Below are 24,093 nucleotides of genomic sequence, written 5' to 3'. Positions count from 1 at the left end.
CATGGGGTTGATAGGCCGGAACTGGAAGCACGGCAACGTGTGAAGGTGACCGGTACTAACCGGCCGAAAACTTACCCACAAAAACACACCCCGCGTCCACTGTGCAGCATCTGAAACAACACACAACACACAACCGTGTGCACAGTTTCACAACGTTACGGCGGCCATAGCGGCAGGGAAACGCCCGGACCCATCCCGAACCCGGAAGCTAAGCCTACCAGCGCCGATGGTACTGCACCCGACAGAGTGTGGGAGAGTAGGACACCGCCGAAACACACCACCGATAGGGGACCCACAACCGGGTCCCCTATCACCATTTCCACCACCGGACACCACCCCACCGATCCGTCGGCCCCAGGGGTGGCCGCATCTATTTCTCGGATGCCCACATATTTGTCAGCAGTTGAAAGCTGGGCGTATCCGACAGCGCTTGCATCGACTCGTAGATACGTTGATACCCGGTGGAGGCGATACGCCATCGACCATCCGCCTCCCGGCGGTAGGAGTCGTCGTAGTAGCCCGCTCCGCGAATCAACATACGGTACTCCGTTGCGATCACCGTATCTTCGAAAGCCCACGATCCCATTGCTATTTCACCGTCTACGCGAATGTCCGGGTGATTGGCCAGGTGTACGGTGACGATCGACGGACCGAGGCTTTCTCGCATGAAGGTGGTGATGGCGTCACGGCCGTTGAGATGCAACGGTTCCCCCATGGCATGTGTGCCGTAATGTCCGATCGCGTCGGCTGCGAGAGTGTCGGCGAATACGTCCCACTGTTTCAGGTCGAGAGCTCGAAAATAGCGATACTTCAACTGGCGGATGGCTTCGATGGCAGCGAGATCCATGCACTGAGCCTGGCATGTGCGCAGCCGCGGGACAACGAAATGCTGCGTTTCGCTGTTGGATACCGAGCAGGGCGTGAGTGGACAGGTTCTCCGTCCTCCTACGAGTGGCGCTTGGATCCGCTTGGATCCGCCGCGAATCCGCCCCCGGGCCGGACGATTGCTCCTAAGCTCTACGCGAGTATGTGTGGAGGTTGGTTATGGCGGTCGAACCGACCACCGATCCCGAGTCCGGTGCACCACCGGCAGGGACGACAAGGACCCGGTCGGGACCGGCACCGATTCGGTCCGTAGCGCCGCCGGTGTCGATGATCGAGCGAATGACGCTGATAATGGAGGCTTTCGACGAGGCTGCGCCGACGCTCACTCTGGTGCGACTTGCCGAGAGAACCGGGCTACCCAGGTCGACGGTGCATCGTATCCTGGACGAAATGATCCGATTGCGCTGGCTCACCCACGCCCCGGGCGGCTACCGGCTGGGCCTGCGGACGCTGGAATTGGGCGGACTTGCCGCCGACCACAACAAGATTCGGGATGTGGTGAGTCCATTGCTGCACGATCTGTGCCAGCGGACCGGGATGGTCGGCCACCTCGGTGTCCTCGATGGACGCGACGTGGTCTATCTGGACAAGGTCCGAGGTCGGTTGGCCGCAATCGTGCCGACTCGGTTGGGTGGCCGGATGCCCGCGCACAGCACAGCCCTCGGAAAGACACTGCTGGCGGCGCTGGAACCCAACATCGTCGAAGCGTCCTTCCGGGAGCGGTTGCCGCAGTTGACCGCGCGGACCCTGACAGATCGTGCCGAACTCCACCGCGAGCTCTGCCGTATCCGCAACCGACAGGGTGTCGCGATCGATACCGAGGAATCGATTGCCGGCATCGCCTGCGTGGCGGTGCCGATTCGCGGTCGTGGCGCCGCCACGGCGGCAGTGTCGTTGTCGGGGCGGATCGGCAGTGATCGAGCGATGGCGGATACCTCTCGGCTCGTCCAGGGACTGGTCGACGTAGCCCACGAGGCGGGCCGCTGTCTGTTTCCCCGGCAGGCGCGGCAACGCTGAGGACCAACGCTGCGGCCCCGACGTCGGAGTGTGACCTGTAGTGGTCAAGCCAGCTTCGCGGCCAACGCACGACCGGCGGCGCGACCGGAAAAGATGCACCCGCCCAGGAAGGTGCCCTCCAACGCGTTGTAGCCGTGCACGCCACCGCCACCGAACCCCGCAACCTCACCGGCTGCGTAGAGACCGGGGAAGGGCGTACCGTCGGGCCGGATCACTTGCGAGTCCAGATTGGTCTGCAAGCCGCCCAATGTTTTCCTGGTGAGGATGCTGAGTCGGACCGCGATCAATGGGCCGGCGGAGGGATCGAGGATCCGGTGAGGTTTGGCTACTCGACTCATCTTGTCGCTCAAGAACTGGCGCGCGTTGGCGATCGCCATCAGCTGGCTATCTTTGGTGTACTTGTTGGTCAGTTCCCGATCGCGTGTGACGATTTGATGCTCCAGATTGTCGTAGTCCAGTTGAGGACCACGGGCGATCTTGTTCATACCATCGACCAATTCGCGCAGCGTATCGGCGACGACGAAGTCGACGCCGTGCTGCTTGAACGCTTCCACCGGTCCAGGAGCTCCACCGCTGAATCGGCTCTTCACCGTGAGTGCGAGGTTCTTGCTCGTGATATCGGGGTTCTGCTCCGATCCCGAGAGCGCGAACTCCTTTTCGATGATCGCCTGCGTGAGAACGAACCAGGAATAGTCGTAGCCGGTCTTCAGGATCTCTGTCATCGCCCCGATGGTGTCGAATCCCGGGAAGTACGGAGCAGGCAGCCGTTTTCCGTTCGCGTCGAACCACATCGACGAGGGACCCGGGATGATGCGGATCGCATGGTCCGGCCAGATCGGATCCCAGTTCGTGATGCCCTCGGTGTAGTGCCACATGCGGTCGCGGTTGACGATGGCGCCGCCCGCCGCCTCGGCAATGCCGAGCATTCGACCATCGACGTACGCAGGTACCCCGGAGATCAGCGTCTGCGGGCATCGGCCGAGGCGTTCGGTGGGCCAGTTATGTCGGACCAGATCGTGATTGTGTCCGATCCCGCCGGAGGTGACAACGACGGCCTTGGCGCGGAATTCGAATTCGCTTACTTCTGTGCGCGAAGAGGCCTGTCCGCGGTCGAGGTCGGAGTTCTCGAGGACGGCACCGCGCACACCGACTACTCTGCCGTCTATCACCACCAGTTCGTCGACCCGGTGGCGGAAGCTGAAGCGCACCAACCCCTGTCGTTCGCCCACGAGTACTGGATCGGCGAATACCCGGACCACCTCGGGTCCTGTGCCCCAGGTGATGTGGAAACGCGGGACGGAGTTGCCGTGCCCATCGGCGAAGCCACCGCCGCGTTCGGCCCAGCCGACCATCGGAAGTATGCGCAGTCCGAGATGTCGTAGGTAGTCGCGCTTCTCGGTGGCGGCGAACCGCACATACGCGCGTGCCCACTGCTGGGACCACCGGTCCTCGTCCTCGCGGTCGAACCCTGCCGAGCCGAGCCAGTCTTGTAGCGCGAGATCGTAGGAGTCCTTGATGCCGAGGCGGCGCTGCTCAGGGCTGTCCACCAAGAAGAGGCCGCCCAGCGACCAGAACGCCTGTCCACCGAGGTTGTTGCGGTTCTCCTGGTCGAGCAGATGCACCGTACGACCGGCCTGCACCAATTCGTATGCGGTGACCAAGCCGGCCAGACCAGTGCCGATCACGAGAACATCGGCCTCTGGCGAGTTCCCGCCGGTGTCGTCGGGCCCTGTCGATCTGTTGTTGGGCATGGTCATCCTTCGATTGCAGTGCTGTAGGCCTGTACAACATGGTGGAAGAGTTCGGTGCGCCGGGCGCGGACAACGGGGTTGTCCGGTTCCATCAGGACTTGCACGCTGGTGCCGTCGTGAACAGCGATCAGCGCTTGGCCCAGCGCAAGCGGCTCGGGCACGCTGCGGCCAGCGCGCTCGAGAGCGGCGACGATGGTGGGAGTGAGCGCCGCGACGATAGCCTCTTCGCGTGCGACCATGACCCGGCGCAAGACCGGGGTGCGCAATGCGTGTGCGGTGAACTCGGCAGTGATCCGATACCAGCCGTCGTCGATCGGGATGGCCTGCACGAGTCGTTCGACCGTAGTGCGCAGATCCTCGGTGCCGTGCGCGTCGAATTCGTCGAGGACGGCTCTGGCTTGCGCGAGCATTGCAGTCGAGCGCTGCTCCCACATGGCCAGGAACAGCTCATCGAGCGAACTGAAGTTCGAGTAGAACGCGCCGCGGCTGAATCCGGCGCGCTCACACACTCGTTCCACGGTGGCCCGGCCGAATCCCTCCTCTGTGAACGCTGCGTAGGCGGCGGCCAGCAAGCGGTTCCTGGTCTCGGCGCGGCGGCGGGTGACCCTGGTCGACACGGTGTCGGACATCATGGGTACCTCCTCGGATCGTCTCGGATCCGCCGATCGAATACAGGAACGTATTCGATACAGAAATGTATCAGAAATCGGCCGGGTTGGCTCCGGATTCGCCGAGTACAGTGAGTCTTGTATGCCCGACTCGGTCTGGGGTCCGGTCTGTATCGAGCTAATCGGTGCGAGGAGATCCGACATGAGCAAGGTCAGTGGCGATACGACGACGATGCGTAGCTGGCGGGTGCACACACCCGGCCGGATCACCGATAAGGCACTCGTTGCCGAGCGTGAACCGATCCCGCAGCCGGCAGTCGGAGAACTGCTGGTCCGTGTTTTGGCCAGCGGCGTGTGTCGCACCGATCTACACGTTGCGGAGGGGGACCTTCGGGTGCACCGTGCGGGCGTGGTGCCAGGGCACGAGGTCGTCGGCGAGGTGGTGGCGCTCGGGCCGGCATCGGAGGGGGCGGGGTTCGTTGTCGGAGATCGGGTCGGTATTGCGTGGCTGCGGCACACCTGCGGCGCGTGCAAGTTCTGCACCCGCGGAGCCGAGAACCTCTGTTCGCATTCGGTCTACACAGGGTGGGACGCCGACGGCGGATACGCCGAATACGCGTGCGTGCCAGCGGCGTACGCGCTGCCGCTGCCGGCCGGCTATTCCGATGTCGATACCGCGCCGTTGTTGTGCGCTGGCATCATTGGATACCGGGCACTGTTGCGAGCCGGAGTGCCGACCGGGGGGCGACTCGGAATCTACGGATTCGGCGCCAGCGCCCACATCACCGCTCAAGTCGCCATGGTGCGCGGGATCGAGGTGCACGTGATGACACGTGATCCTGCTGCTCGCGAACTCGCGATTGCCCTAGGGGCTGCGTCGGTGCAGGGGGTGGACGATCCGCCTCCCGTCCGGTTGGACTCGGCGATCATGTTCGTGCCGGTCGGCAATCTGGTCCCACCGGCCCTCGCAGCGCTCGATCGTGGCGGGACTCTGGCTATCGCCAGTATCCATATCAGCGATATTCCGACACTGCACTATCAGCGGCACTTGTTCCAAGAAAGGGAAATTCGATCGGTGACGGCCAATACCCGCGTGGACGCCCGCGAATTCCTTGCCTTCACTGCCGAACACCCGATCCATCTGACCACGCACCGGTACGCCTTGGATGCTGCGGACCGGGCATTGACGGACCTGGCGTATGGGCGATTCACCGGTGCAGCGGTTCTCGTTCCGTAGCAGGTGCAACACGGTTCGGTACTGAGAACGTATCGGTCCAGACGACTTGCTTGACGGCTTTCGTGGCTGTACCTACTTTCGCGGATATAGCCGAGTAATCGGCGCAGACCAGCGTCGAGTCGGCTGTCTCACAATGGCGTGAGTGGGTGAGCACGATGACCGGCCCGTGGGTACCGCACGTGGAGAAGTGGCGGCGGGTGGTCCGGGCATGCGCCGTGCTACTGCTGGTTGTGGGCTTCGGGGCGGCAACGGGACTTCAGGCCTGGGCAACGGAGTGTGCTGCAGTCGAGGTGGTCGTGGCGCGAGGCACGCAGGAGCCCGGCCACCTCGGTTCGGTTGTGGGCGACCCGCTCTACGACGCACTGCGGCGGACACTTCCGGTGAGCTCGCAAGCGTACCGCGTGAACTACCCTGCGGACCTGTTCGATCCGCTGTCGATCAGCCGCGGTACCCAGGACATGACCAACCATCTGCTCGGGCAAGCAGCGAGGTGCCCACAGCAGCGCTACATCCTGGTCGGCTTTTCGCAAGGCGCGGTGGTCACGCACGGGGTGCTCGGCACCGGCATTGTCACCGCGTTGGGTGGTATCCACTCGATGCCACCGGAGTTGGAGTCCCGAGTAGCCGTGGTGTTGCTGTTCGGTGATCCCATTCGGTTGGTGGGTTGGAACGTTCCGGGACCGTATCAGTGGCGCACCGGAAATTACTGTGCCGGCGGCGATCCGGTCTGCGGTGCGGGAATTGTTCCCGCCGCGCACTCCGACTATGGATGGGCCATACTGCCTGCTGCGCAGTTCGCCGCGCACCGAATGTAGACGCGGACAACTACCACTGGAGGCCGGGAACGACGCGCGCGATGCGTGCTGCGGGACCGGGCATGGCCATGAGCGGGATGATCACCGGTGCCAACACCGACAATGCACTGTGGTCCGGTGCAGCGGTGGCAGTCGTGACCCCCGATTGCGCAGCAGTGCGGTTCCTGTGTGCGGCGCGAGATTCTCCGAACAGCCGAAATCCCTGGTGCATGATCTGACGTTTGACCGACGGCATGAGCGCCTCGACCGCTTGGGCCAAGGTGCCGACCGGCGTATCGATCCGGTGCGGACGGTCCTCCATGGCACGAAGCACCAGGGCGGCGGCGTGTTCGGGGGCAGGGACCGGAAGTGAGCGATATAGGTCGGTCGATGCGATCATCGGCGTACGTACCAGTGGCATCCGTACCGAGGTGAAGGTTATTCCGACATCACGGTTTTCCACTGCGGCAATGTCGCTGAAGTTGTCCAGTGCCGATTTACTGGCGACGTACGCAGAGAAGCGCGGTACCTTGGTCTGCACCGCGATCGAGGAAATATTGATCACGTGCCCGAACCGGCGCGCCCGCATCGACGGTAGTAGGCCGAGGATCAGCCGCACGGCTCCGAAGTAGTTCACCGCCATCGTGCGCTCGAAATCGTGCATTCGATCGGTGGAGTTGAGCACGGAGCGGCGGATCGAACGGCCTGCGTTGTTCACCAAATAGTCCACGTGTCCGTGATCATCCAGGACGCGGCGCACGAGCTCTTCGACCGCCGAGGAGTCGGTTACGTCACAGGGATAGGCGTGTGCCGTATGCCCTTCCGCGCGAATGGCCGCCATCGCGGCAGTCAGATCATCGTGTCCGCGAGCTACCATGAGCACCGTGGCGCCACGGTTGGCGGCCGCATGCGCGGTAGCCAATCCGATTCCGGACGAGGCGCCGGTGATCAGAACGATGCGGCCAGCGAGCGGATCGTCGCTGCCGGAGCCGCAGCGACGCCGCGGATCGAGATGGTCACGCCAGTAGTGCCACAGGCGCGCGGCGTAGCTGTCGAACCGCGGCACAGTGGAGTGCGTGCCGCGCAGGAGCGCGCGGGTGGTGTCGCTGATGAACTCGGCGGAGAACGAGATGTGTTGGGCGACCTCGGCGGGAATACCCAACTGCTCCACCACGGCGTCACGGATCGCGGGTACGCCGGGCAACTGGGCAAGCCCGTTCAGCGCCAGCCTGCTGCCCGGTAGCGTGCCTGCTCCGAGTGGAGCGCCTGCGGCCGCGGCGAGTGCCCGGTAGACGTCGCCGAACGGCTGTGGCTGTGGGTTGACCAGGTGGAAGGTGCGTCCGTTCAGCCCTGGGCGGCAGATCAATTCGACCATCGCAGCAGAAACATAGTCGACTGGAACGATATTGGTTGCGCCGAGATCGGGGAGCGGTACCGGGAGGTTGGACGGCAGCGCAGCGAGCTTGGCGATCGCGGCGAAGAAGAAATACGGGCCGTCGATCTTGTCCATTTCACCGGTGCGGGAGTCGCCGACGATGATCGCGGGTCGGTACACACGCCAGCGCACACCGCGCGATTGCCGCACGAGCTTCTCAGCCGCGAACGTGGTGCGGTGATAGGGCGAGGTCAGCCGCTGTCCGAGATCGAAATCCTCTTCGAAGAACTTGCCTTTGTGGTCGCCGGCTACGACGACCGAGGAGACATGGTGCAGCACCGCCCCCAGGTCGGCGGCCAAAGCCAGGACGGAGCGGGTTCCTGTGACGTTCGCCGCGTACGCGGTGTCTTCGTCGACGGTCATGTCGTAGACCGCGCCCACATGGACGACGTGGTCGGCCCGCGGAGCGCTGCCGGTCAGGCCGAGCCCGTCGGCGGTGAGGTCGCCGATCATTGAGTGGACCTGGGTGCCGCCACGCCAGCTCGCCACGAGCTCGGCGAGTTTCGCCTGTGATGATTCGCGTATCAGCACATGGATGATCGCCTCGGGGTCGTAATCGAGGAGATCCTGGACGACTCGCCTGCCCAAGAACCCGGTTCCACCCGTCACGATGTAGATAGCCATCGCCATTCTCCTGCTGTTCACTCGAAACCGTGTTGTCGCACAAGTCATCCGGCATGCGGCAGTGAATGCGGAAAAGCTCCCGGCCCGTGCGGCAACCCGCCGGGCCGGAAGGAACATCGTGGTTGTGATCTCCTACCGAACGGTAATCGACCGCCGACGCTGTCGGCAAGCGAATCGTGTCTGCTCGAAATGTGCGTCCGGTCACCATCGGTGCAGGTCAACTGGTATGTGTTACACAAACTTCCGGCTATCGGCAGACCCGATCGCGTGGCGGTGGTTGTTTCGAGCGCGAACACGATGGGGCAAGACGTCGGCCACTGCGCGCCAGCCGGAGTTGTCACTCTACCCTCCCGTGAGGGTAGAGTTTCTGTCGCTGAGCGGTTGCTGGCCGTCGAAGCCCGGCAGTGTGGCCGGCTGACTGCTGCCCTTCTCGAACTCGAATCGAGGCCCTGCTCGGCTCCTCTTCGACCTTGTGCCGGCGGGCCACCGTCTGTCGGTCACGTGCGCGTGCGCGCGGATTCAGTGAACGGAGTACCGATGGTCCCGACGACTCGGGGGACGGACGATGCCGAGGATTCGGTGTGGGCGGCCTTACGCAATCCGCGCCGGTTGCGGGTCGAGGTGCTGGCGGGGCTGGTAGTGGCCCTGGCGCTGATACCGGAAGCGATCTCGTTTTCGATCATCGCCGGAGTCGACCCGCGGGTGGGGTTGTTCGCATCGTTCACCATGGCGGTCACCATCGCCGTGACCGGTGGTCGGCGCGCGATGATCTCCGCCGCGACCGGCGCGATTGCACTGGTGGTCGCACCGTTGGTGAAGACGCATGGAATGGACTATCTGATCGCGGCGGTGCTGCTCGCGGGTCTGTTGCAGATCCTGCTGAGCGTTGTGGGGGTGGCCAAGCTGATGCGCTTCATCCCGCGTAGCGTCATGATCGGCTTCGTCAATGCCTTGGCGGTTCTGATCTTCCTGGCGCAGGTCCCTCATCTGCTCGGTGTGCCTTGGCTGGTCTACCCGATGGTCGCGGTCGGGCTGGCGGTCATGGTGTTGCTGCCGAAGCTCACCGCGGCGGTCCCGGCTCCGCTGGTCGCGATCGTGGCACTGACCGGGGTCACCATGGCGTTCGCGCTGGATCTGCCGAATGTGGGTGACGAGGGTGAGCTGCCGTCCAGTCTGCCGAGTCCGTTTCTCCCGAGCGTGCCCCTGACCATGGACACCGTTCGGATCGTGGCACCATACGCGCTGGCGATGGCCCTGGTCGGCCTACTCGAATCGCTGATGACGGCCAAGCTCGTGGACGACCTCACCGACAGTCACTCCGACAAGACCCGGGAGGGGTGGGGGCAGGGAATCGCCAATATCGTCACCGGATTCTTCGGTGGGATGGGCGGCTGCGCGATGATCGGCCAGACCATGATCAATGTGAAAGTGTCGGGCGCCCGTACCCGCCTGTCCACATTCCTCGCCGGAGTCTTCCTATTGTTCCTGGTCGTCGGTCTGGGAGATCTGGTCGCCGAGATCCCGATGGCGGCGCTGGTCGCGGTCATGATCATGGTGTCGGTGAGTACCATGGACTGGCATTCCGTCGCTCCCGCGACGATACGGCGTATGCCGATTGCCGAGACCACCGTGATGGTGGTGACGGTCGCGGTCACCGTGGTCAGCCACAATCTCGCCTACGGGGTGATCGTCGGAGTGTTGATCGCGATGGTCGCGTTCGCGCACCGGGTCGCTCACTTCACCGAGGTCGTCGCGGTACTCGAATCCGACACCGACCACGACGGAGACATCGACACTCGGGTGTACAAAGTGCGTGGTGAATTGTTCTTCGCCTCCAGCAACGACCTGGTGTATCAGTTCGACTACCGGGGCGATCCCCACAATATCGTGATCGACATGTCCGAGGCTCACATCTGGGATGTCTCCACGGTCGCAACCTTCGATGCGATCACCACGAAATACGCCGCCAAGGGCAAGAACGTGGAGATCATCGGGCTCAACCCGGCCTCGGAGGCTCGCCGAGAGCGGTTGTCCGGCCATGTGGCCGCCGCGCACTGATATGACGATCGGCGCCCATGGGAGATACCTGCAGATCGGACAGGTTGCCGAGCGGAGTGAACTGTCGGTCAAGACGATCCGCCACTACGACGATGTCGGTCTGGTCGTGCCTTCCGCGCGGTCGGCAGGCGGGTTCAGGCTCTACACCGAAACCGATGTGTCGAGGCTACTGCTGGTTCGCCGGCTGAAGCCGTTGGGCTTCAGCTTGGCGGAGACGAAGCAGCTGCTCGATGCTTTCGACCTCCTCGACAGCGATACTGCGAGCGATCAGCAGCGTGACCGCGCGAAAGAGTTCTTGCTCGGCTACCGGAGCAGGACGCACGACAGCGCCGAGCGGCTGCGTCACCAACTCGCCCATGCCGAGGAATTCATCGCGCTGCTCACCGCGTCGACTGTCTTCCCGGACCCGCCGCGTGCACCGTCCCGCCGGTCGATGTCCGATCGCGACGCTCGAGCCTGATCGCAGCCACGGCGCCCGTGGCGCGCCCTCCTCGGGCCGAATCTTTGGGTCCGACCAGGAGCACATGGTAGAACTTGTTCCAGTTTCAGTGACGGGAGCGCGACGATGCGGTACGGGATCGTGTTGTTCACCAGTGATCGGGGCATAACTCCGGCGGATGCGGCGGCAGCCGCCGAGCGGGCTGGATTCGCCACCTTCCACGTCCCCGAGCACACGCACATTCCAGTGATCCGTGCAGCGGCGCACCCACGGACCCGTGATGGCGGTCTGCCCGACGATCGGTATACCCGCACTCTCGATCCGTGGGTGGCGCTGAGCACTGCGGCAGTGGCGACGAGTCACATCGGCTTGTCCACCGCGGTGGCGCTTCCCGCCGAACATCACCCGATCGCATTGGCCAAGACCATCGCGTCGCTGGATCATCTGTCCGGTGGTCGAGTGCGACTCGGTGTCGGATTCGGATGGAACACCGACGAGTTGGCCCACCACGGTGTACCTCCGAGTCGGCGCCGAACCGTACTGCGCGAACACGTGGATGCCATGCGCGCCCTCTGGAGCGACGAGGAAGCCAGTTTCGACGGTGAGTTCGTGTCGTTCGGCGCGAGTTGGTCGTGGCCGAAGCCGCAGCAGAAGCGGATTCCGGTGTCACTCGGCGCAGCGGGTACGGAGAAGAACTTCGGGTGGCTGGCGAAGCACGCCGAGGGATGGATCACCACTCCAGGAGAGGAAGACCTCGAGGAGAAGATCACCGCGCTGCGTCGAATCTGGCGTGACAACGGTCGGGCGGGTACACCCGAGATATTTGCGCTCGCTGGTCGCCCTGACGCCCGTCGGTTGGCCCGCTGGGCCGAACTCGGAGTCACCGAGGCGGTGTTCGGATTGCCCGATCGCGCAGCGGAGGACGTGCAGGCCTACGTGGTGCGGTTGGCCGAGAAGCTGGGACTCGCCCGGAGCGGGTGACGCCTCGTGATCGTGGTGGATCCGTCCGGTCCGGGGCGTGGTATCGGTCCGGACCCGACGAACGACGACCCTGTAAGCGCCGGTCCTGCCAAGTCCACACCAACTGCGCCGCCCAACACGACACGATGACCAGAGTGAGAGCCGCGGCCACGCCGCCGAGGATGTCCGTCGGGTGGTGGTAGTCGAGCCCGATCATGCCTGTGGCTGCGACCAGCAGGGCTGCGCTTGCTGCCGCGCACACGACGCACCGCGCGCGTGTCGTCTCGGCGAGAAGCACGAAAGTGGCCGCGATGGCGACCATATGGACCGTATGCCCACTGGGATAGGCGAGATAGTCGTGGAACTGTCGGCCCCACAATGGCTTCAACAGCCAGGTGTTGGTCGCGACGGCCAACTCCGGCACGACGAGCATCGTGATCGCACTGCGTCGGTCGCCGCGGTATGCGAACCATCCGCACGCCAGAAACAGCAGCGGCAGCAGGATATATGCGTTGCTGGGTACGACGAGCGCCGCGGCGAGGCCCGGTCGAGTGTCGAGCATCCCACGGACAGGATCGGCGAGCGCGCGATCCAGTGCCGACGGTCCGCCGTCCGTGGGGAGGGTGGCCGGCAGTGCGGCCGCGCCGAGGGCCGTCGCAGCAGTGACACCGATCCGGATGGTCGTCGTCGGCGATATCCGTGGGCCGATCGCTCGAACTGCGAGCACGGTTCGACGATAGCGCTGGATGTGGTGTCGGCTCGACGGCACCCGTGAGATCAGCCGGACCCGAAGGTCGAGACCACGGCGAGGACGAACCACAAGACCCAGGCGACTGCGACCACCATGCCGATCGTCAGGATCGTGCGGAGCGCGGCGCGGCCGAGATCCAGGTTGCCCGGTTCGCGAGGATACAGTTTCCACGGGCTGTACCAGGGCGCGTGCATCGCAAAGACCGAGGACCGGGCTTTTTGCGCGGTCTGCGCGAGTTCGTCGGCGTAGGCTTCGGCCTGTGCCTGGTTGGGACCCCCATGCCAGAGCGTGATGTCGATCGGACCCAAGAACCCCTCGTTCAGCAAATCTTGCGGAGCAGGTAGATAGGGCAGGATGCCCAAACCGCGGAAGGCGATGGCGATGTCGTTGGCCGTCCAGAGGAACTTCTCCTCCGCGGCGAGGGTGTCCACGTAGTGCCGGAGTGCGGTGGCGTCGTGGCCGATGATCACGTCGAAACTCGGATCGGTCCAGCTCTGCTGGAGCTGCAGTTGCGCGTCGGGTGACGGGACGAACAGCGCGACGCCGTGCACGACACGCTGCCCGAGCCCGCGGGTAGCCAGCCAATCCTGTAGCGCAAAGGTATGTTCTCGAGATTTCTCCAGTGCCGTGCGGCGGTCGTGGCTCTCGGTGGTGATCGGCTCGCCGTCGATGGTCCACTCGCCGTTCAGGGGTACCTCGAAAACACCGTTCTGGTGCCCGACGAGCGCATCGGCCTCGACGACCACACAGCTGGTCGGTGTCCAGAGCACCGCATCGAACTGATGAAGTCGATCCTTGTGGAACAAGCCGCAGTTGATCGACGCGACACCGTGTGGGCTTCCCGGGCCCTTCCACGTGCGCAGCCAATCGATCAGCGCGCGCTCGGCATTGGCGCCGGTGGCGTTCTGAACTCGCACGAGCATTGGCGACCGCCCTTCATGTCGACTCTCGACATGGACAGGATACGAGGTGGTGTGCCGCTGCCGGGCCTACGCCGGTCACCGTGCCACGGCGGTGTGATGCGTCTCGGCAGTGTTACGAGTACTCGGCCGCGATACGGCCGGCCCGGGCCGCTGCCGCCAGTTCGGCGTGATCGGCCTCGGTGCGATCGGCGTAGCGCACCGCAAAACTGGCCACCGCATCGTCGAAACGCTCGTCGCCGTCGAGATATCCGGACACCAAGCGCGGGTCCAGCGAGCGTGAATGGCCTCTCGCCAAAAGCGCCCCGGCCAGCCTTCCGTAGTCGTCGAGGGTGCTCGCCGGCAGTTCGGCGGGGTCGATACTGCCCTTGAAATTGCGGAATTGCCGAACAATGAACGGTAATTCGATGCCGTCTGCGGACGGTTGCAGTGAGGTCCAGCCCAACAAGACGTCGGATTCGGATTGCACCAGTCTGGCGCCGCGCACGATGCGTTCGCCTTCGTGGTAGGCGCCGGACGTGGGAAGGTATGGCGCCAGCGCGGCGGGCTGGGCTTGCTTGACTTGCAGAACCAGCGCCTCACCGTGGTTGCCGTGTAGTAGTGCCAGGTAACTGTGCAGTCCGATGCTCCCGGTGCCGGCAATGCGGAACGCTATGTCGGAAACTGCGAATCGAGTCAGGAGAGTGCGCCGGGACTCGCCCAGTGTCGTGGCATAGCGTTCCAGTCCGATGATCACGCGACGGGCCGTGTGCTCGTCCACCGCTGTGAGAATCGGTGGGTCGTCCACGAAGCGGTGCTTGCGGATCCCGGTTTCGTGATCTTCGAGGTGTTCTGTCCATTTGGCCACCACTTTGGCACTGGTGTTCTTTCGTGCCTTCGCCGCGGCTTTCTTGAAGGATTCGAGCAGTCCGTGGGCCTGCGTCTCGCCGATGACGGACTCGTCCGGAAGCGCTCTCCAGGCCTCCATGAACGGCATTGCTGCAAGGGTGTCCATGGTCAGTCGGTACGAACGCACGGCGTCGCGCGCTGCGGTGCGACAGTCGTGCTCGCTCGTGCCGGCTTCACGCCCGGCCAGTACCAGGCTGGCAGCGAGGCGTTCCAGGTCCCATTCCCACGGCCCAGGGATGGTTTCGTCGAAATCGTTGATGTCCATGATGATTTTGCCGCGCGGCGTGCCATAGAGACCGAAGTTCGCCGCATGGGCATCGCCGCACAGCTGGGCGGTGAGCCCGCTGTCCGGGCTGCCCGCCAGATCTGCCGCCATCAAGCCGGCGGCTCCGCGATAGAACGCGAACGGCGAACCGATCATCCGCCCTGTGCGCAGCGGTACCAGATGCGGCAAGCGATTTGCGGTGCTGGTCGCGAGGTAGTCGAGCACCGCCGGCCGGCCCACGCCGGTTGCCGTACGATCCCTGGCGGGGATCGGAGCACGCTGACGCAGGGCTCGTCCTCGAGCGCGAATCTCCTGCGCGGGCACGAAGGAACGCAAATCTATACCACTGTCCGACACAGCGGAACACGTTAGTTGTCGTGGCGTGGGCAGTGGTGTGACATCGGCCTCGATTCACCGGGCGCGCCAGCGGTCTGGTCGGAGGCCGGCCATCACACCGTGGGTGGTCCATGCCGGAGTGGTGGGCCCGGTTCGTGTGGCGGTCCGAGGCGAGGCGTCCGTTCGGGAACGTGAGGTATGCGGCGCGACCGATGTGTGGGGATACACCACCAGATGCACTGCCACACGATGAGAGGAATTGTCACTCATTGTGTCATCTGGCTAGTGGCGAGAACCCGCGGAGTGGGGGTGATCACCGCGGATTCCGGCTCGGCATGGGTTCCGGCCGGGTACGCGACAAGTACGATCCCGCAATCGGTGCGCTGCCGACAATGCGCTGGGGCACGAAACGGGGCTTGGAGATGGCGCTGGCGAGGTGGATGGGGTATGCACGGGTCGTGACAACCGAATCGGGCGCCGCGCAGCCGCCGCGCCGCACCGCCGAGGGCGCGGTGGCGGGTGTGCTCGCCGACCGTATCGTGACCGTGCCGAATGTGCTGAGCGTCGCGCGTCTTTTCAGTGTTCCGCTGTTTTTGTGGTTGCTGTTGGTCGAGCGGGCCGATGGCTGGGCTTTGGCCTTGTTGGTCGCCAGCGCCGTTACCGACTTCCTGGACGGCAAGTTGGCCCGGCTGTTGGATCAATCGTCACGGCTCGGTGCGTTGCTGGATCCATTCGTCGACCGGCTGTATCTGGTGACGACCCTGGTGGCCTTCGTGATCCGTGACCTGGTCCCGTGGTGGGTGGCGGTGCTCCTGATCGCTCGGGACGTCGTGCTGACTGTGACCCTGTCGGTGTACAAGCGCCGTGACCTGCCCCCGCCCGAGGTGATCTATTTGGGCAAAGCGGCCACCTTCGCGCTCATGTCCGCGTTTCCGTGGCTGCTGGCGGGACAGATGGATTGGGCGGCCGACGGTTTCGCGCGGGCCTTCGGCGGGGCGTTGCTCATCTGGGGTACGGCGGTCTATCTGTGGACCGGCGTGCTCTATACCGGAAAAGCCGTCGCTGTGGCAAGAGCGCTACCGGCGGTGAAGCGCCATACCGCTCAGCCGATAGAGTTTGCGTGCGACGTTCGAACGAAAGGACGGCTTGTGACTCAGACCCCCGAGGACCTGCGCTACACCGTGGAACACGAATGGATACGCCGGATCGCTCCCACTCGGGTGCGGGTGGGTATCACCGACTACGCCCAGTCTCAACTCGGTGACGTTGTGTTCGTGCAGCTGCCCGAGAAGCACGCCGATGTGGCCGCGGCCGACAGTATCGCAGAGGTGGAGTCGACCAAGAGCGTGTCGGACATCTACGCGCCGCTGAGCGCGAAAGTTGTTGCGGTGAACGAGAGATTGACCTCGGAGCCGGAAACTTTGAACACCGACCCCTACGGTGAGGGATGGCTGTTCGAGTTGGAGGTGAACGAGGCCGCCAGTCTCGACGTGACACTCGATGAACTACTGGATGCCGCAGGTTACCAAGGAGTTATCGGGGGCTGAAGCAGCCTTCCCAGTTCTACCTGCACGGGTGCGGCCCGGCAGGGTACGGTCAATGCCAACGGATGCACCTGGCGGTTGCGCTGGGAATCCATGGGCTCGACGGCAGGTCGTGGCGCCAGAGGTATTACCTGCTTGCATGGATAATCAGTTCGAGGAGGAGAGAAACGGTGAGCGAGAACAAAGACCCGGGTTACGGGGAGACCGCGGCCGAGACGACGTCGGTCTTCCGCGCGGATTTCCTGAACGAGGTCGACACGTCGCGCGCCGGAGAACAGACCGGCGAGCAGCCGGTCCAGGGTGTGGAGGGTCTGCCGGTGGGCGCGGCCCTGTTGGTCGTCAAGCGTGGCCCGAACGCGGGTTCGCGATTCCTGCTGGATCAGCCGACGACATCGGCGGGGCGCCACCCCGACAGCGACATTTTTCTCGACGACGTCACCGTCAGCCGTCGGCACGCGGAGTTTCGTCAGGACGACGACTCGTTTCAGGTCGTCGATGTCGGCAGCCTGAACGGCACGTATGTCAACCGGGAGCCGGTGGACTCCTCGGAGTTGCAGAACGGTGACGAGGTTCAGATCGGTAAGTTCCGCCTGGTATTTCTCACCGGGCCGCGCGCGCAGGTGACCGACTCGTCGGCGGGCGCGGGCAGTCTATGACGACATCGAGGCCGGGTCTTCGCACAGCTCGTGCGGTGCCCTGGGGTATCGAGGGCCTGGAGTTGTGACCGGTGCGGCGCAGTGGGCGCGCGGCGGCATGTCGATCGGCTCCGTGCTGGACCTGCTGCGTCCCGATTTTCCCGATGTCACGATCTCCAAGATCCGATTCTTGGAAGCAGAGGGCCTGATTCGTCCGGAGCGCACGCCGTCGGGCTATCGCAGGTTCTCGATCGCAGATATCGAGCGGCTGCGATTCGTCCTGACCGCGCAGCGCGACCAGTACCTGCCTTTGAAGGTGATCAAGGAGCAGTTGGAGGCGATCGACAGCGGCGCGGCGACGCTCGGTGTGCGGGAGGCTCGTGCGCGGGTCGATTCCGGTCTGCCCGCAGCGGGTTCGGACCGCGATTCGCTCTCCGTCGCGGCGCCACGGCGACTGGGTGTCGTTCCGAACGAGGTATCGCCGGACGACCTGCGGTTCGATCATGAAATTCGGCTCACCCGAGCGGATCTGCTGGCCCGCGCAGAGATCGACGAGGAGTTCCTCGACAATCTCCTGCGGGCAAACCTGCTGGCGCCGAGCGCCGCGGGTTACTTCGGCGACGACGCGGTCACCTTGGCCCGAACCGCACGTGCACTGGCTGAATTCGGTTTGGAGGCACGCCATTTGCGAGCGTTCAAACTTGCCGCGGACCGCGAGGCCGCGTTGGTGGCGCAGATCGCCGCGCCCATCGCGAAGAGCCGAGACGCTGGGGCGCGGGCGCGGGCGGAGGAGACCGTGCGCGAACTGGCCGCGCTGTCGTTGACGCTGCACACCTGCCTGGTGAAATCTTCGGTCCGGAGTTCGCTGGAGGGCTGATCGTCCCGGTGTCGGGCCGGTGGATTCGCCGGGTTCGGCAGACCGATGCCGACAGTGGAGACGGATCGCTGTACGGATGTGGGTTCGCCTAGACTCGTGGTACGGCGGGCTCTGCAGCAGTCATGCCGGGCGGGCGGCGAGTATGGGAGGCAGTGGGATGAGCGAAATGCGCGTGATCGGCATCCGGGTCGAGCAGCCACAGAACCAGCCCGTGCTGTTACTCCGTGAGGTGGCAGGCGACCGGTATCTTCCGATCTGGATCGGGCAAGCAGAGGCGACCGCGATCGTGCTGGAACAAGAGGGAGTGACGCCGATTCGGCCGTTGACACACGATCTGATCAAGATTTTGATCACCGAACTCGGACACACTCTCGAAGAGGTCCGGATCGTCGATCTGCAGGAGGGTACCTTCTATGCGGATCTGGTCTTCGATAATGATATGAGGATTTCCGCGCGACCGTCCGACTCGGTTGCGATTGCTTTGCGGGTCGGATGCCCGATTCACGCCGAAGAATCCGTACTCGAGGAAGCCGGACTCGTGATGCCGGACGAACGAGAAGACGAGGTGGAGAAGTTCAAGGAGTTTCTCGAATCGGTGTCGCCGGACGATTTCAAAGCGACGGATAGCTGAAGAAGAGGTCGAGACTTTTCCCGCGCGTCGCGTTTGGTTCGACGAGGCCGCTCCCTGGACAATCGGAGAGAGTAATCTCGGCGGTTGGGCCGCGTCCATTTCGGCCGGATCCATGCTGGTTCGGTCGGCAATGGAGCCGGGTCATCGATGAGGCGGGAATGCGTCGGCGAGCAAGGGAGTGGTCAGTGGCAGAGCAATCGCAGGATGTCGTACAGCCAGGCCTGTTCCCGGACGATTCGGTACCTGACGACCTAGTGGGTTATCGCGTCCCAAGTGCATGTCAGGTGGCGGGAATCACCTATCGGCAACTCGACTATTGGGCGCGCACGGGATTGGTGGCGCCATCGATCAGGGGGGCCGCCGGCTCGGGAAGTCAGCGGCTGTATTCGTTCAAGGACATCCTGGTCCTCAAGATCGTCAAGCGCCTGCTCGACGCAGGCATTTCACTGCAGAACATTCGCATCGCCGTGGATCATCTGCGCAACCGTGGCGTGCAGGATCTTGCAGGGATCACGCTGTTCTCCGACGGCACCTCGGTCTATGAGTGCACCTCCGCCGAGGAGGTCGTCGACCTGCTGCAGGGTGGGCAGGGCGTCTTCGGCATCGCCGTGAGCGGCGCCATGCGGGAACTGACCGGTGCCATCGCGAATTTCCCTGCCGAGCGTGCCTCAGCGGTCACCGAACGTCCGGAAGACGAGCTGTCGTTCCGCCGCAAGGCGCGCATGAATCGAAAGACGGGCTAGCGGTCGGTTCTCTCCGCGGGATTCGGACGCCGTTGCGATACGCGTCCGGCCGGCGTGCAGTCGGAGGGTAGCGGCGTTGCGGGCAGGCGGTGCCGGTGGAAGGTGGTGGCCGTGCCGCAGGACGAAGTCTCTGGGCTGGTCGGGCAGGTTGCTCGGGTCGGGGCGTTTCCGACGGTTGACGAGTTGAACGAGTTCGCCGACACACTGACCGCCGAACACCCGCACCGGCTGGCGGTCACCGAACTGGGGAGATCGCGCGCCGGAGACCCGATTCGCGAGGTGCGGATCGGATCGGGTGGGCAGCACATTCTGGTGTTCGGAAATCCACATCCCAACGAACCGGTAGGTATGGCGACGATCCGTCATCTGCTCGGACGGATGGTGGTCGATGACGCAGCCACTGCGGGAGCCACCTGGCATTTCCTCCTGTGTGTCGACCCGGATGGAACTCGGTTGAACGAGCGGTGGTTCGCCGGCCCGCACACCAGGACGGGTGTCGCGCGCCGGCTGTACCGACCACCTGCGACCGAACAGCCAGAGTGGTGCTTTCCAACGGTATGGCGCGAGCGGCGCGTCGGGGTTCCGTTGCCGGAAACGTTGGCCATGATGACGCTGATCGACCGGACTCGCCCCGCGCTGATCGCATCGCTGCACAATGCAGAGTTCGGTGGTGGGTTCTTCTACACCACTGGTGGCGATCCCGACTATTGGTTCGCGTTGACCGATCGGCTCGCGGCCGAGAACGTTCCGCTCTACACCGGCAAACCCGACGTGCCCAGCGCGCGCGTCTTGGCGCCGGGGGTCTTCGAGTTGCCGCTGTTCGCGCCGATGGCCGATGTGTTGGCCAGTCGAGGGGTCGACGCGGTCGGGGCCTTGGGCGGGGGCGGGTGCCACGACTATGCGGCGCGCTACGGTAGCGCAGTCCTGGTCTGTGAAGTGCCGCTGTGGATCGATCCTCGCGTCGTGGACGACTCGGCCGGCGACACGATGCTGGGTGACCTGCTCGACGCCACGGCAGCCGAGGTGCGCGCACTGGCGGGTGTCGCTGCCAATGTGCTGCACCGCCTCGGTGACGGGTTGAGCGGGCACAGCCCGTTCGAGAGGTCGGTGCGGGCACTCGTCGCGGCGCTGCCCGGGCTGGCGCAGACCAGGCGAGCGGTGCTGGACCGCACGCGGGTCGCGACTCGGGCGGAGATCTTCCTCGAGCGCTATCACTGGGTGGCAATGCTTCGCCTCAGGTTGGGGGGCATGCTTTTGCAGCTGCTCGAAGACGAATGCCGTCGAGCAGCCGCGCCGGCGGTGCGGTCCGAGCGCGCGCGTTTCGCGGCGCTGTTCGACCAGTGGTGCGCCGACATCGAGCAGAACGCGCCCGGCGTCGCGCTACCGTTGGAGCATATGGTCCGCCTGCAAGCGGCGTCGGTGATGCTCGCAGCGACGAGGCTGCGTGATGGTCTGCCGATTTGACAGCGTTCGACCTGCTGGGTGTGACGAGAACGACACGGCGAGCCGACAGCCCCCTGCACACTCATCGATCGGCGTCGACATAGACTAGCGGTGCGTCGCCGCCGTGCGGGAGAGTCTCGGCCTCGAATGGGTCCGGGCGCCGAAGGAGCAGCACCTCCCCGTCAATCTCTCAGGCAAACAGGACCGTTCGGTGTTCGGCGTCTCTGGAAAGCGGTGGCTTGTGGCCGCCCGCCCACGGGGAAAGGGTCTCGGCCACCGGTCGTGGTACCCGAATCTCTCAGGCGCCACGACAGAGGGGGAGGGCTGGAACTGTCGGCCGCGCGGTCGACTCCCCGACCCTGGGAGACACTGTGACTCGCTCATTCGCCGACCGCCATATCGGCCCCGGCCGAGACGACCTGGACCAGATGCTGGTCACCCTTGGTGTGCAAGCGCTCGAAGATCTGGCATCCAGGGCGCTGCCAGCGGGAATCATGGATGGTGGGGGTCTGGAAGGACTTCCCGCTGCGGCTACCGAGCACGAGGTGCTCGCCGAACTGGCCGAGCTCGCGAAGGCCAACACCGTGGCCACCTCGATGATCGGGCTGGGCTACTACGACACACTGACTCCGCCGGTGCTGGTACGCAACCTGTTGGAGAACCCGGCGTGGTACACCGCCTATACGCCCTACCAGCCCGAGATCAGCCAAGGCAGGCTCGAGGCGCTGCTCAACTTTCAAACCATGGTGTCGGAGCTGACCGGCATGGACATCGCCAACGCCTCGATGCTCGATGAAGCAACCGCGGCCGCCGAGGCGATGACGTTGCTGCGCCGGGCCAGCAAAGCGGAGTCCTTTCGCCTGGTCGTCGACACGGATGTGTTCCCGCAGACCAGGTCGGTGTTGCAGACCAGGGCGGAATCGGCGGGCATCGAGATCGTGCCGGCAGACCTGTCCGGTGGTGAGCTGCCCAGCGGAGAGTTCTTCGGCGTGTTGGCGCAAACACCGGGGGCGTCGGGCCGGGTTTCGGACTGGACCGGTGTCGTCCAGGCGGCGCACGAGCGTGGCGCGTTGGTCGCGGTTGGTGCGGATCTATTGGCTCTGACGCTCATTACGCCGCCAGGCGAACAGGGCGCCGATGTCTGTTTCGGCGCCACTCAGCGTTTCGGTGTCCCGCTCGGTTTCGGCGGTCCCCATGCCGGGTACCTCGCGGTGCGGCGCGCACACGCGCGTCAGCTGCCCGGTCGTCTCGTCGGTGTTTCGATGGACGCGGACGGCGATATCGCCTACCGACTCGCCCTCCAGACGCGCGAGCAACACATTCGCCGAGAGAAGGCAACCTCCAATATCTGTACCGCACAGGTGCTACTGGCGATCGTGGCCGCGATGTACGCCGCCTACCACGGCGCCGATGGTTTGCGCGCCATTGCCCGTAGGGTGCACGGGCACGCTGTTTCCATCGCCACCGGGTTGGACGGGGCCGTGGTGCACGACCAGTTCTTCGACACGGTCCTCGTGCATGTGCCCGGTAGTGCGGACGCCGTCGTGGCGAAGGCGAAATCGCGCGGTATCAACCTACGATTGGTCGATGCCGACCATGTCGGTATCGCGTGTGACGAGGCGACGACGCAGGCGCACGTCGCGGCCGTACTCGAATCCTTCGGCACCGCGGCGGTGTCCGAGTCGGCGCAGCCGGTGTCCGAGTCGGCGCAGCCCGCACCGATCGCCGCCATCGAGACTCGTACCTCGGAGTTCCTCGCCCACCCGGCGTTCACGCAGTACCACACCGAGACGGCCATGGTGCGCTATCTGCGTTCGCTGTCCGACAAGGACATTGCATTGGACCGCAGCATGATTCCACTCGGCTCGTGCACGATGAAGCTCAACGCTGCCGCGGAGATGGAGGCCATCACCTGGCCTGGTTTCGCCCGAGTGCACCCGTATGCGCCCGCGCAGGACGCGCCGGGTCTGCTGCAGGTGATTGCGGATCTGGAGCGTTGGCTGTCGGACATCACCGGGTATGCCGCGGTGAGCCTTCAGCCCAACGCGGGCAGCCAAGGCGAGTACGCCGGATTATTGGCAATTCGGCGATATCATCTGGACCGTGGCGATTCCGAACGCGACACCTGTCTGATTCCATCCAGTGCGCACGGTACGAACGCGGCGTCGGCGGTCATGGCCGGGCTACGCGTCGAGGTGGTGAAGTGCCGGGACAACGGAGACGTGGACCTGGACGATCTTCGTGCCAAGATTGCCGACCACGCGGCTCGATTGGCCTGCATCATGATCACCTACCCCTCGACCCACGGCGTGTACGAACACGAGATCGCCGAGTTGTGTTCGCTGGTGCACGATGCGGGCGGGCAGGTCTATGTCGACGGTGCGAACCTCAATGCCCTGGTCGGCCTGGCTCGCCCGGGTCGGTTCGGCGGCGACGTCAGCCACTTGAACCTCCACAAGACATTCTGTATCCCACACGGCGGCGGCGGACCGGGTGTCGGTCCGGTCGCGGTCCGCGCTCATTTGGCGCCGTACCTGCCGGGTGACCCGCTGGAAGCGTCGTCGCACGCGGTATCGGCAGCGAACTACGGTTCGGCTTCGATCCTGCCGATCACCTGGGCCTACATTCGCATGATGGGCGCCGACGGATTACGTCGCGCGACACTGACCGCGATCGCCTCGGCGAACTACATCGCGCGTCGTCTCGAAGGGTACTTCCCGGTTCTCTATACCGGTGAGCACGGCATGGTGGCACACGAGTGCATCTTGGATCTGCGCGAGATCACCAGGCAAACCGGCGTCACTGTCGATGATGTGGCAAAACGTTTGATGGACTATGGATTCCACGCTCCGACGATGAGCTTCCCGGTTGCGGGCACCCTGATGGTGGAGCCGACCGAGAGTGAAAACCGTGCCGAACTCGATGATTTCATCGAGGCGATGATCGCCATTCGCGCAGAGATCGATCAGGTTGCCGCCGGCGTGTGGCCGGTGACCGACAATCCCTTGCGCGGGGCGCCACACACTGCGGCGTCCCTGGTCGGGGCGTGGGACCACCCTTATAGCCGCGAGGTTGCGGTCTTTCCACGCGGTCTCGGGCATGCCCGGGCGAAGGTGTGGCCGCCGGTACGCCGCATCGACGGCGCATACGGTGACCGAAACCTGATGTGCTCGTGTCCGCCGGTGGCAGAGTTCGCACAGTAGGTGGTGTGGCGCGCTTCGCTCTTGCAGGCGTCGCGAGCGAGCGCGGCGC

At 64.5% G+C, this 24,093-nt stretch carries 20 protein-coding genes, 2 rRNA genes, 1 pseudogene and 1 riboswitch; of the genes and pseudogenes, 16 read left to right on the top strand and 7 right to left on the bottom strand.

The window, feature by feature from the left end; translation table 11 throughout:
• Nucleotides 1-79: ribosomal RNA gene (locus K940_RS0114030) — 23S ribosomal RNA — on the top strand; the annotation flags it as partial.
• 77 nt (nucleotides 80-156) lie between these two features.
• Nucleotides 157-273, top strand: a 5S ribosomal RNA gene (gene rrf, locus K940_RS0114025).
• A 97-nt stretch (nucleotides 274-370) separates the two neighbouring features.
• Here the strand turns inward: rrf and K940_RS0114020 are convergent.
• Nucleotides 371-847 (bottom strand): nuclear transport factor 2 family protein, encoded by a 477-nt coding sequence (locus K940_RS0114020; protein ID WP_028478067.1) that lies wholly within the window; start codon nucleotides 845-847, stop codon nucleotides 371-373.
• Nucleotides 848-1,164: 317 nt separating this feature from the next.
• Between K940_RS0114020 and K940_RS0114015 the strand changes: the two genes are divergently transcribed.
• Nucleotides 1,165-1,902 carry an IclR family transcriptional regulator gene (locus tag K940_RS0114015; RefSeq protein WP_231390369.1) on the top strand — a complete coding sequence of 246 codons (738 nt, stop codon included), beginning with the start codon at nucleotides 1,165-1,167 and terminating at the stop codon, nucleotides 1,900-1,902.
• Between the two features lie 44 nt (nucleotides 1,903-1,946).
• On the opposite strand, the gene K940_RS0114010 is transcribed toward K940_RS0114015, so the two are convergent.
• Together K940_RS0114010 and K940_RS0114005 are read right to left on the bottom strand one after the other, a co-directional pair.
• Complete coding sequence (locus tag K940_RS0114010) at nucleotides 1,947-3,653, bottom strand: FAD-binding dehydrogenase (RefSeq protein WP_051407187.1); 1,707 nt, start codon at nucleotides 3,651-3,653, stop codon at nucleotides 1,947-1,949.
• A gap of 2 nt (nucleotides 3,654-3,655) precedes the next feature.
• The gene (locus K940_RS0114005) at nucleotides 3,656-4,285 is read right to left on the bottom strand and encodes a TetR/AcrR family transcriptional regulator (protein WP_028478064.1); all 630 of its coding nucleotides are present in this window, start codon (nucleotides 4,283-4,285) and stop codon (nucleotides 3,656-3,658) included.
• Between the two features lie 208 nt (nucleotides 4,286-4,493).
• Between K940_RS0114005 and K940_RS0114000 the strand changes: the two genes are divergently transcribed.
• Both K940_RS0114000 and K940_RS0113995 read left to right on the top strand, forming a co-directional pair.
• Entirely contained in the window at nucleotides 4,494-5,498 is a 1,005-nt protein-coding gene (locus K940_RS0114000; RefSeq protein WP_028478063.1) for a zinc-binding alcohol dehydrogenase family protein, read from the top strand.
• 155 nt (nucleotides 5,499-5,653) lie between these two features.
• Nucleotides 5,654-6,313, top strand: coding sequence for a cutinase family protein (locus tag K940_RS0113995; protein ID WP_051407178.1), 660 nt, complete (start codon nucleotides 5,654-5,656; stop codon nucleotides 6,311-6,313).
• A 10-nt stretch (nucleotides 6,314-6,323) separates the two neighbouring features.
• On the opposite strand, the gene K940_RS0113990 is transcribed toward K940_RS0113995, so the two are convergent.
• The gene (locus tag K940_RS0113990; protein ID WP_028478061.1) at nucleotides 6,324-8,351 is read right to left on the bottom strand and encodes an SDR family oxidoreductase; all 2,028 of its coding nucleotides are present in this window, start codon (nucleotides 8,349-8,351) and stop codon (nucleotides 6,324-6,326) included.
• A gap of 537 nt (nucleotides 8,352-8,888) precedes the next feature.
• Between K940_RS0113990 and K940_RS0113985 the strand changes: the two genes are divergently transcribed.
• The 3 genes from K940_RS0113985 (at nucleotide 8,889) to K940_RS0113975 (ending at nucleotide 11,829) form a co-directional block, all read left to right on the top strand.
• The gene (locus K940_RS0113985) at nucleotides 8,889-10,409 is read left to right on the top strand and encodes a SulP family inorganic anion transporter (protein ID WP_028478060.1); all 1,521 of its coding nucleotides are present in this window, start codon (nucleotides 8,889-8,891) and stop codon (nucleotides 10,407-10,409) included.
• Between the two features lies 1 nt (nucleotide 10,410).
• On the top strand, nucleotides 10,411-10,869 hold the full coding sequence (locus K940_RS28310; protein WP_051407186.1) for a MerR family transcriptional regulator: 459 nt from the start codon (nucleotides 10,411-10,413) through the stop codon (nucleotides 10,867-10,869).
• 105 nt (nucleotides 10,870-10,974) lie between these two features.
• Nucleotides 10,975-11,829 (top strand): TIGR03619 family F420-dependent LLM class oxidoreductase, encoded by an 855-nt coding sequence (locus K940_RS0113975; protein ID WP_028478059.1) that lies wholly within the window; start codon nucleotides 10,975-10,977, stop codon nucleotides 11,827-11,829.
• On the opposite strand, the gene K940_RS0113970 is transcribed toward K940_RS0113975, so the two are convergent.
• The 3 genes from K940_RS0113970 to K940_RS0113960 form a co-directional block, all read right to left on the bottom strand.
• The gene (locus tag K940_RS0113970) at nucleotides 11,729-12,535 is read right to left on the bottom strand and encodes a phosphatase PAP2 family protein (RefSeq protein ID WP_231390368.1); all 807 of its coding nucleotides are present in this window, start codon (nucleotides 12,533-12,535) and stop codon (nucleotides 11,729-11,731) included. The genes K940_RS0113975 and K940_RS0113970 overlap by 101 nt on opposite strands.
• 50 nt (nucleotides 12,536-12,585) lie before the next feature.
• A complete protein-coding gene (locus K940_RS0113965; RefSeq protein WP_028478057.1) occupies nucleotides 12,586-13,482 on the bottom strand; it encodes a nuclease-related domain-containing protein in 897 nt (298 codons plus the stop codon).
• Between the two features lie 112 nt (nucleotides 13,483-13,594).
• Nucleotides 13,595-14,989, bottom strand: a complete 1,395-nt coding sequence (locus K940_RS0113960) for a DUF2252 domain-containing protein (protein WP_028478056.1) — start codon at nucleotides 14,987-14,989, stop codon at nucleotides 13,595-13,597.
• 437 nt (nucleotides 14,990-15,426) lie between these two features.
• On the opposite strand from K940_RS0113960, the pseudogene K940_RS28305 reads away from it, so the two are divergent.
• The 8 genes and pseudogenes from K940_RS28305 to gcvP form a co-directional block, all read left to right on the top strand.
• Nucleotides 15,427-16,056, top strand: a pseudogene (locus K940_RS28305) (CDP-alcohol phosphatidyltransferase family protein); the annotation flags it as partial.
• Entirely contained in the window at nucleotides 16,033-16,515 is a 483-nt protein-coding gene (gene gcvH, locus K940_RS31630; protein WP_231390372.1) for a glycine cleavage system protein GcvH, read from the top strand. The pseudogene K940_RS28305 and the gene gcvH, both read left to right, overlap by 24 nt.
• 167 nt (nucleotides 16,516-16,682) lie before the next feature.
• The gene (locus tag K940_RS0113950; protein ID WP_028478055.1) at nucleotides 16,683-17,168 is read left to right on the top strand and encodes an FHA domain-containing protein; all 486 of its coding nucleotides are present in this window, start codon (nucleotides 16,683-16,685) and stop codon (nucleotides 17,166-17,168) included.
• Nucleotides 17,169-17,265: 97 nt separating this feature from the next.
• Nucleotides 17,266-18,024, top strand: a complete 759-nt coding sequence (locus K940_RS0113945) for a MerR family transcriptional regulator (protein ID WP_155980868.1) — start codon at nucleotides 17,266-17,268, stop codon at nucleotides 18,022-18,024.
• A gap of 157 nt (nucleotides 18,025-18,181) precedes the next feature.
• Nucleotides 18,182-18,655, top strand: coding sequence for a bifunctional nuclease family protein (locus K940_RS0113940; protein ID WP_028478053.1), 474 nt, complete (start codon nucleotides 18,182-18,184; stop codon nucleotides 18,653-18,655).
• A 185-nt stretch (nucleotides 18,656-18,840) separates the two neighbouring features.
• Complete coding sequence (locus K940_RS0113935; RefSeq protein ID WP_304412481.1) at nucleotides 18,841-19,398, top strand: MerR family transcriptional regulator; 558 nt, start codon at nucleotides 18,841-18,843, stop codon at nucleotides 19,396-19,398.
• Between the two features lie 111 nt (nucleotides 19,399-19,509).
• The gene (locus K940_RS28300; RefSeq protein WP_196812198.1) at nucleotides 19,510-20,862 is read left to right on the top strand and encodes a M14 family zinc carboxypeptidase; all 1,353 of its coding nucleotides are present in this window, start codon (nucleotides 19,510-19,512) and stop codon (nucleotides 20,860-20,862) included.
• A gap of 96 nt (nucleotides 20,863-20,958) precedes the next feature.
• A riboswitch (glycine riboswitch) is annotated at nucleotides 20,959-21,058 on the top strand.
• Between the two features lie 154 nt (nucleotides 21,059-21,212).
• On the top strand, nucleotides 21,213-24,044 hold the full coding sequence (gene gcvP, locus K940_RS0113920) for an aminomethyl-transferring glycine dehydrogenase (protein WP_369797506.1): 2,832 nt from the start codon (nucleotides 21,213-21,215) through the stop codon (nucleotides 24,042-24,044).
• Nucleotides 24,045-24,093 lie beyond the last annotated feature (49 nt).

Origin of the sequence: Nocardia sp. CNY236, from assembly GCF_000482385.1 — a bacterium.
In the GTDB taxonomy this organism is placed as follows: Bacteria; Actinomycetota; Actinomycetes; order Mycobacteriales; family Mycobacteriaceae; genus Nocardia.
The sequence above is the reverse complement of the archived record's forward strand: the minus strand, read 5'-3'. Positions and strand labels throughout refer to the sequence as shown.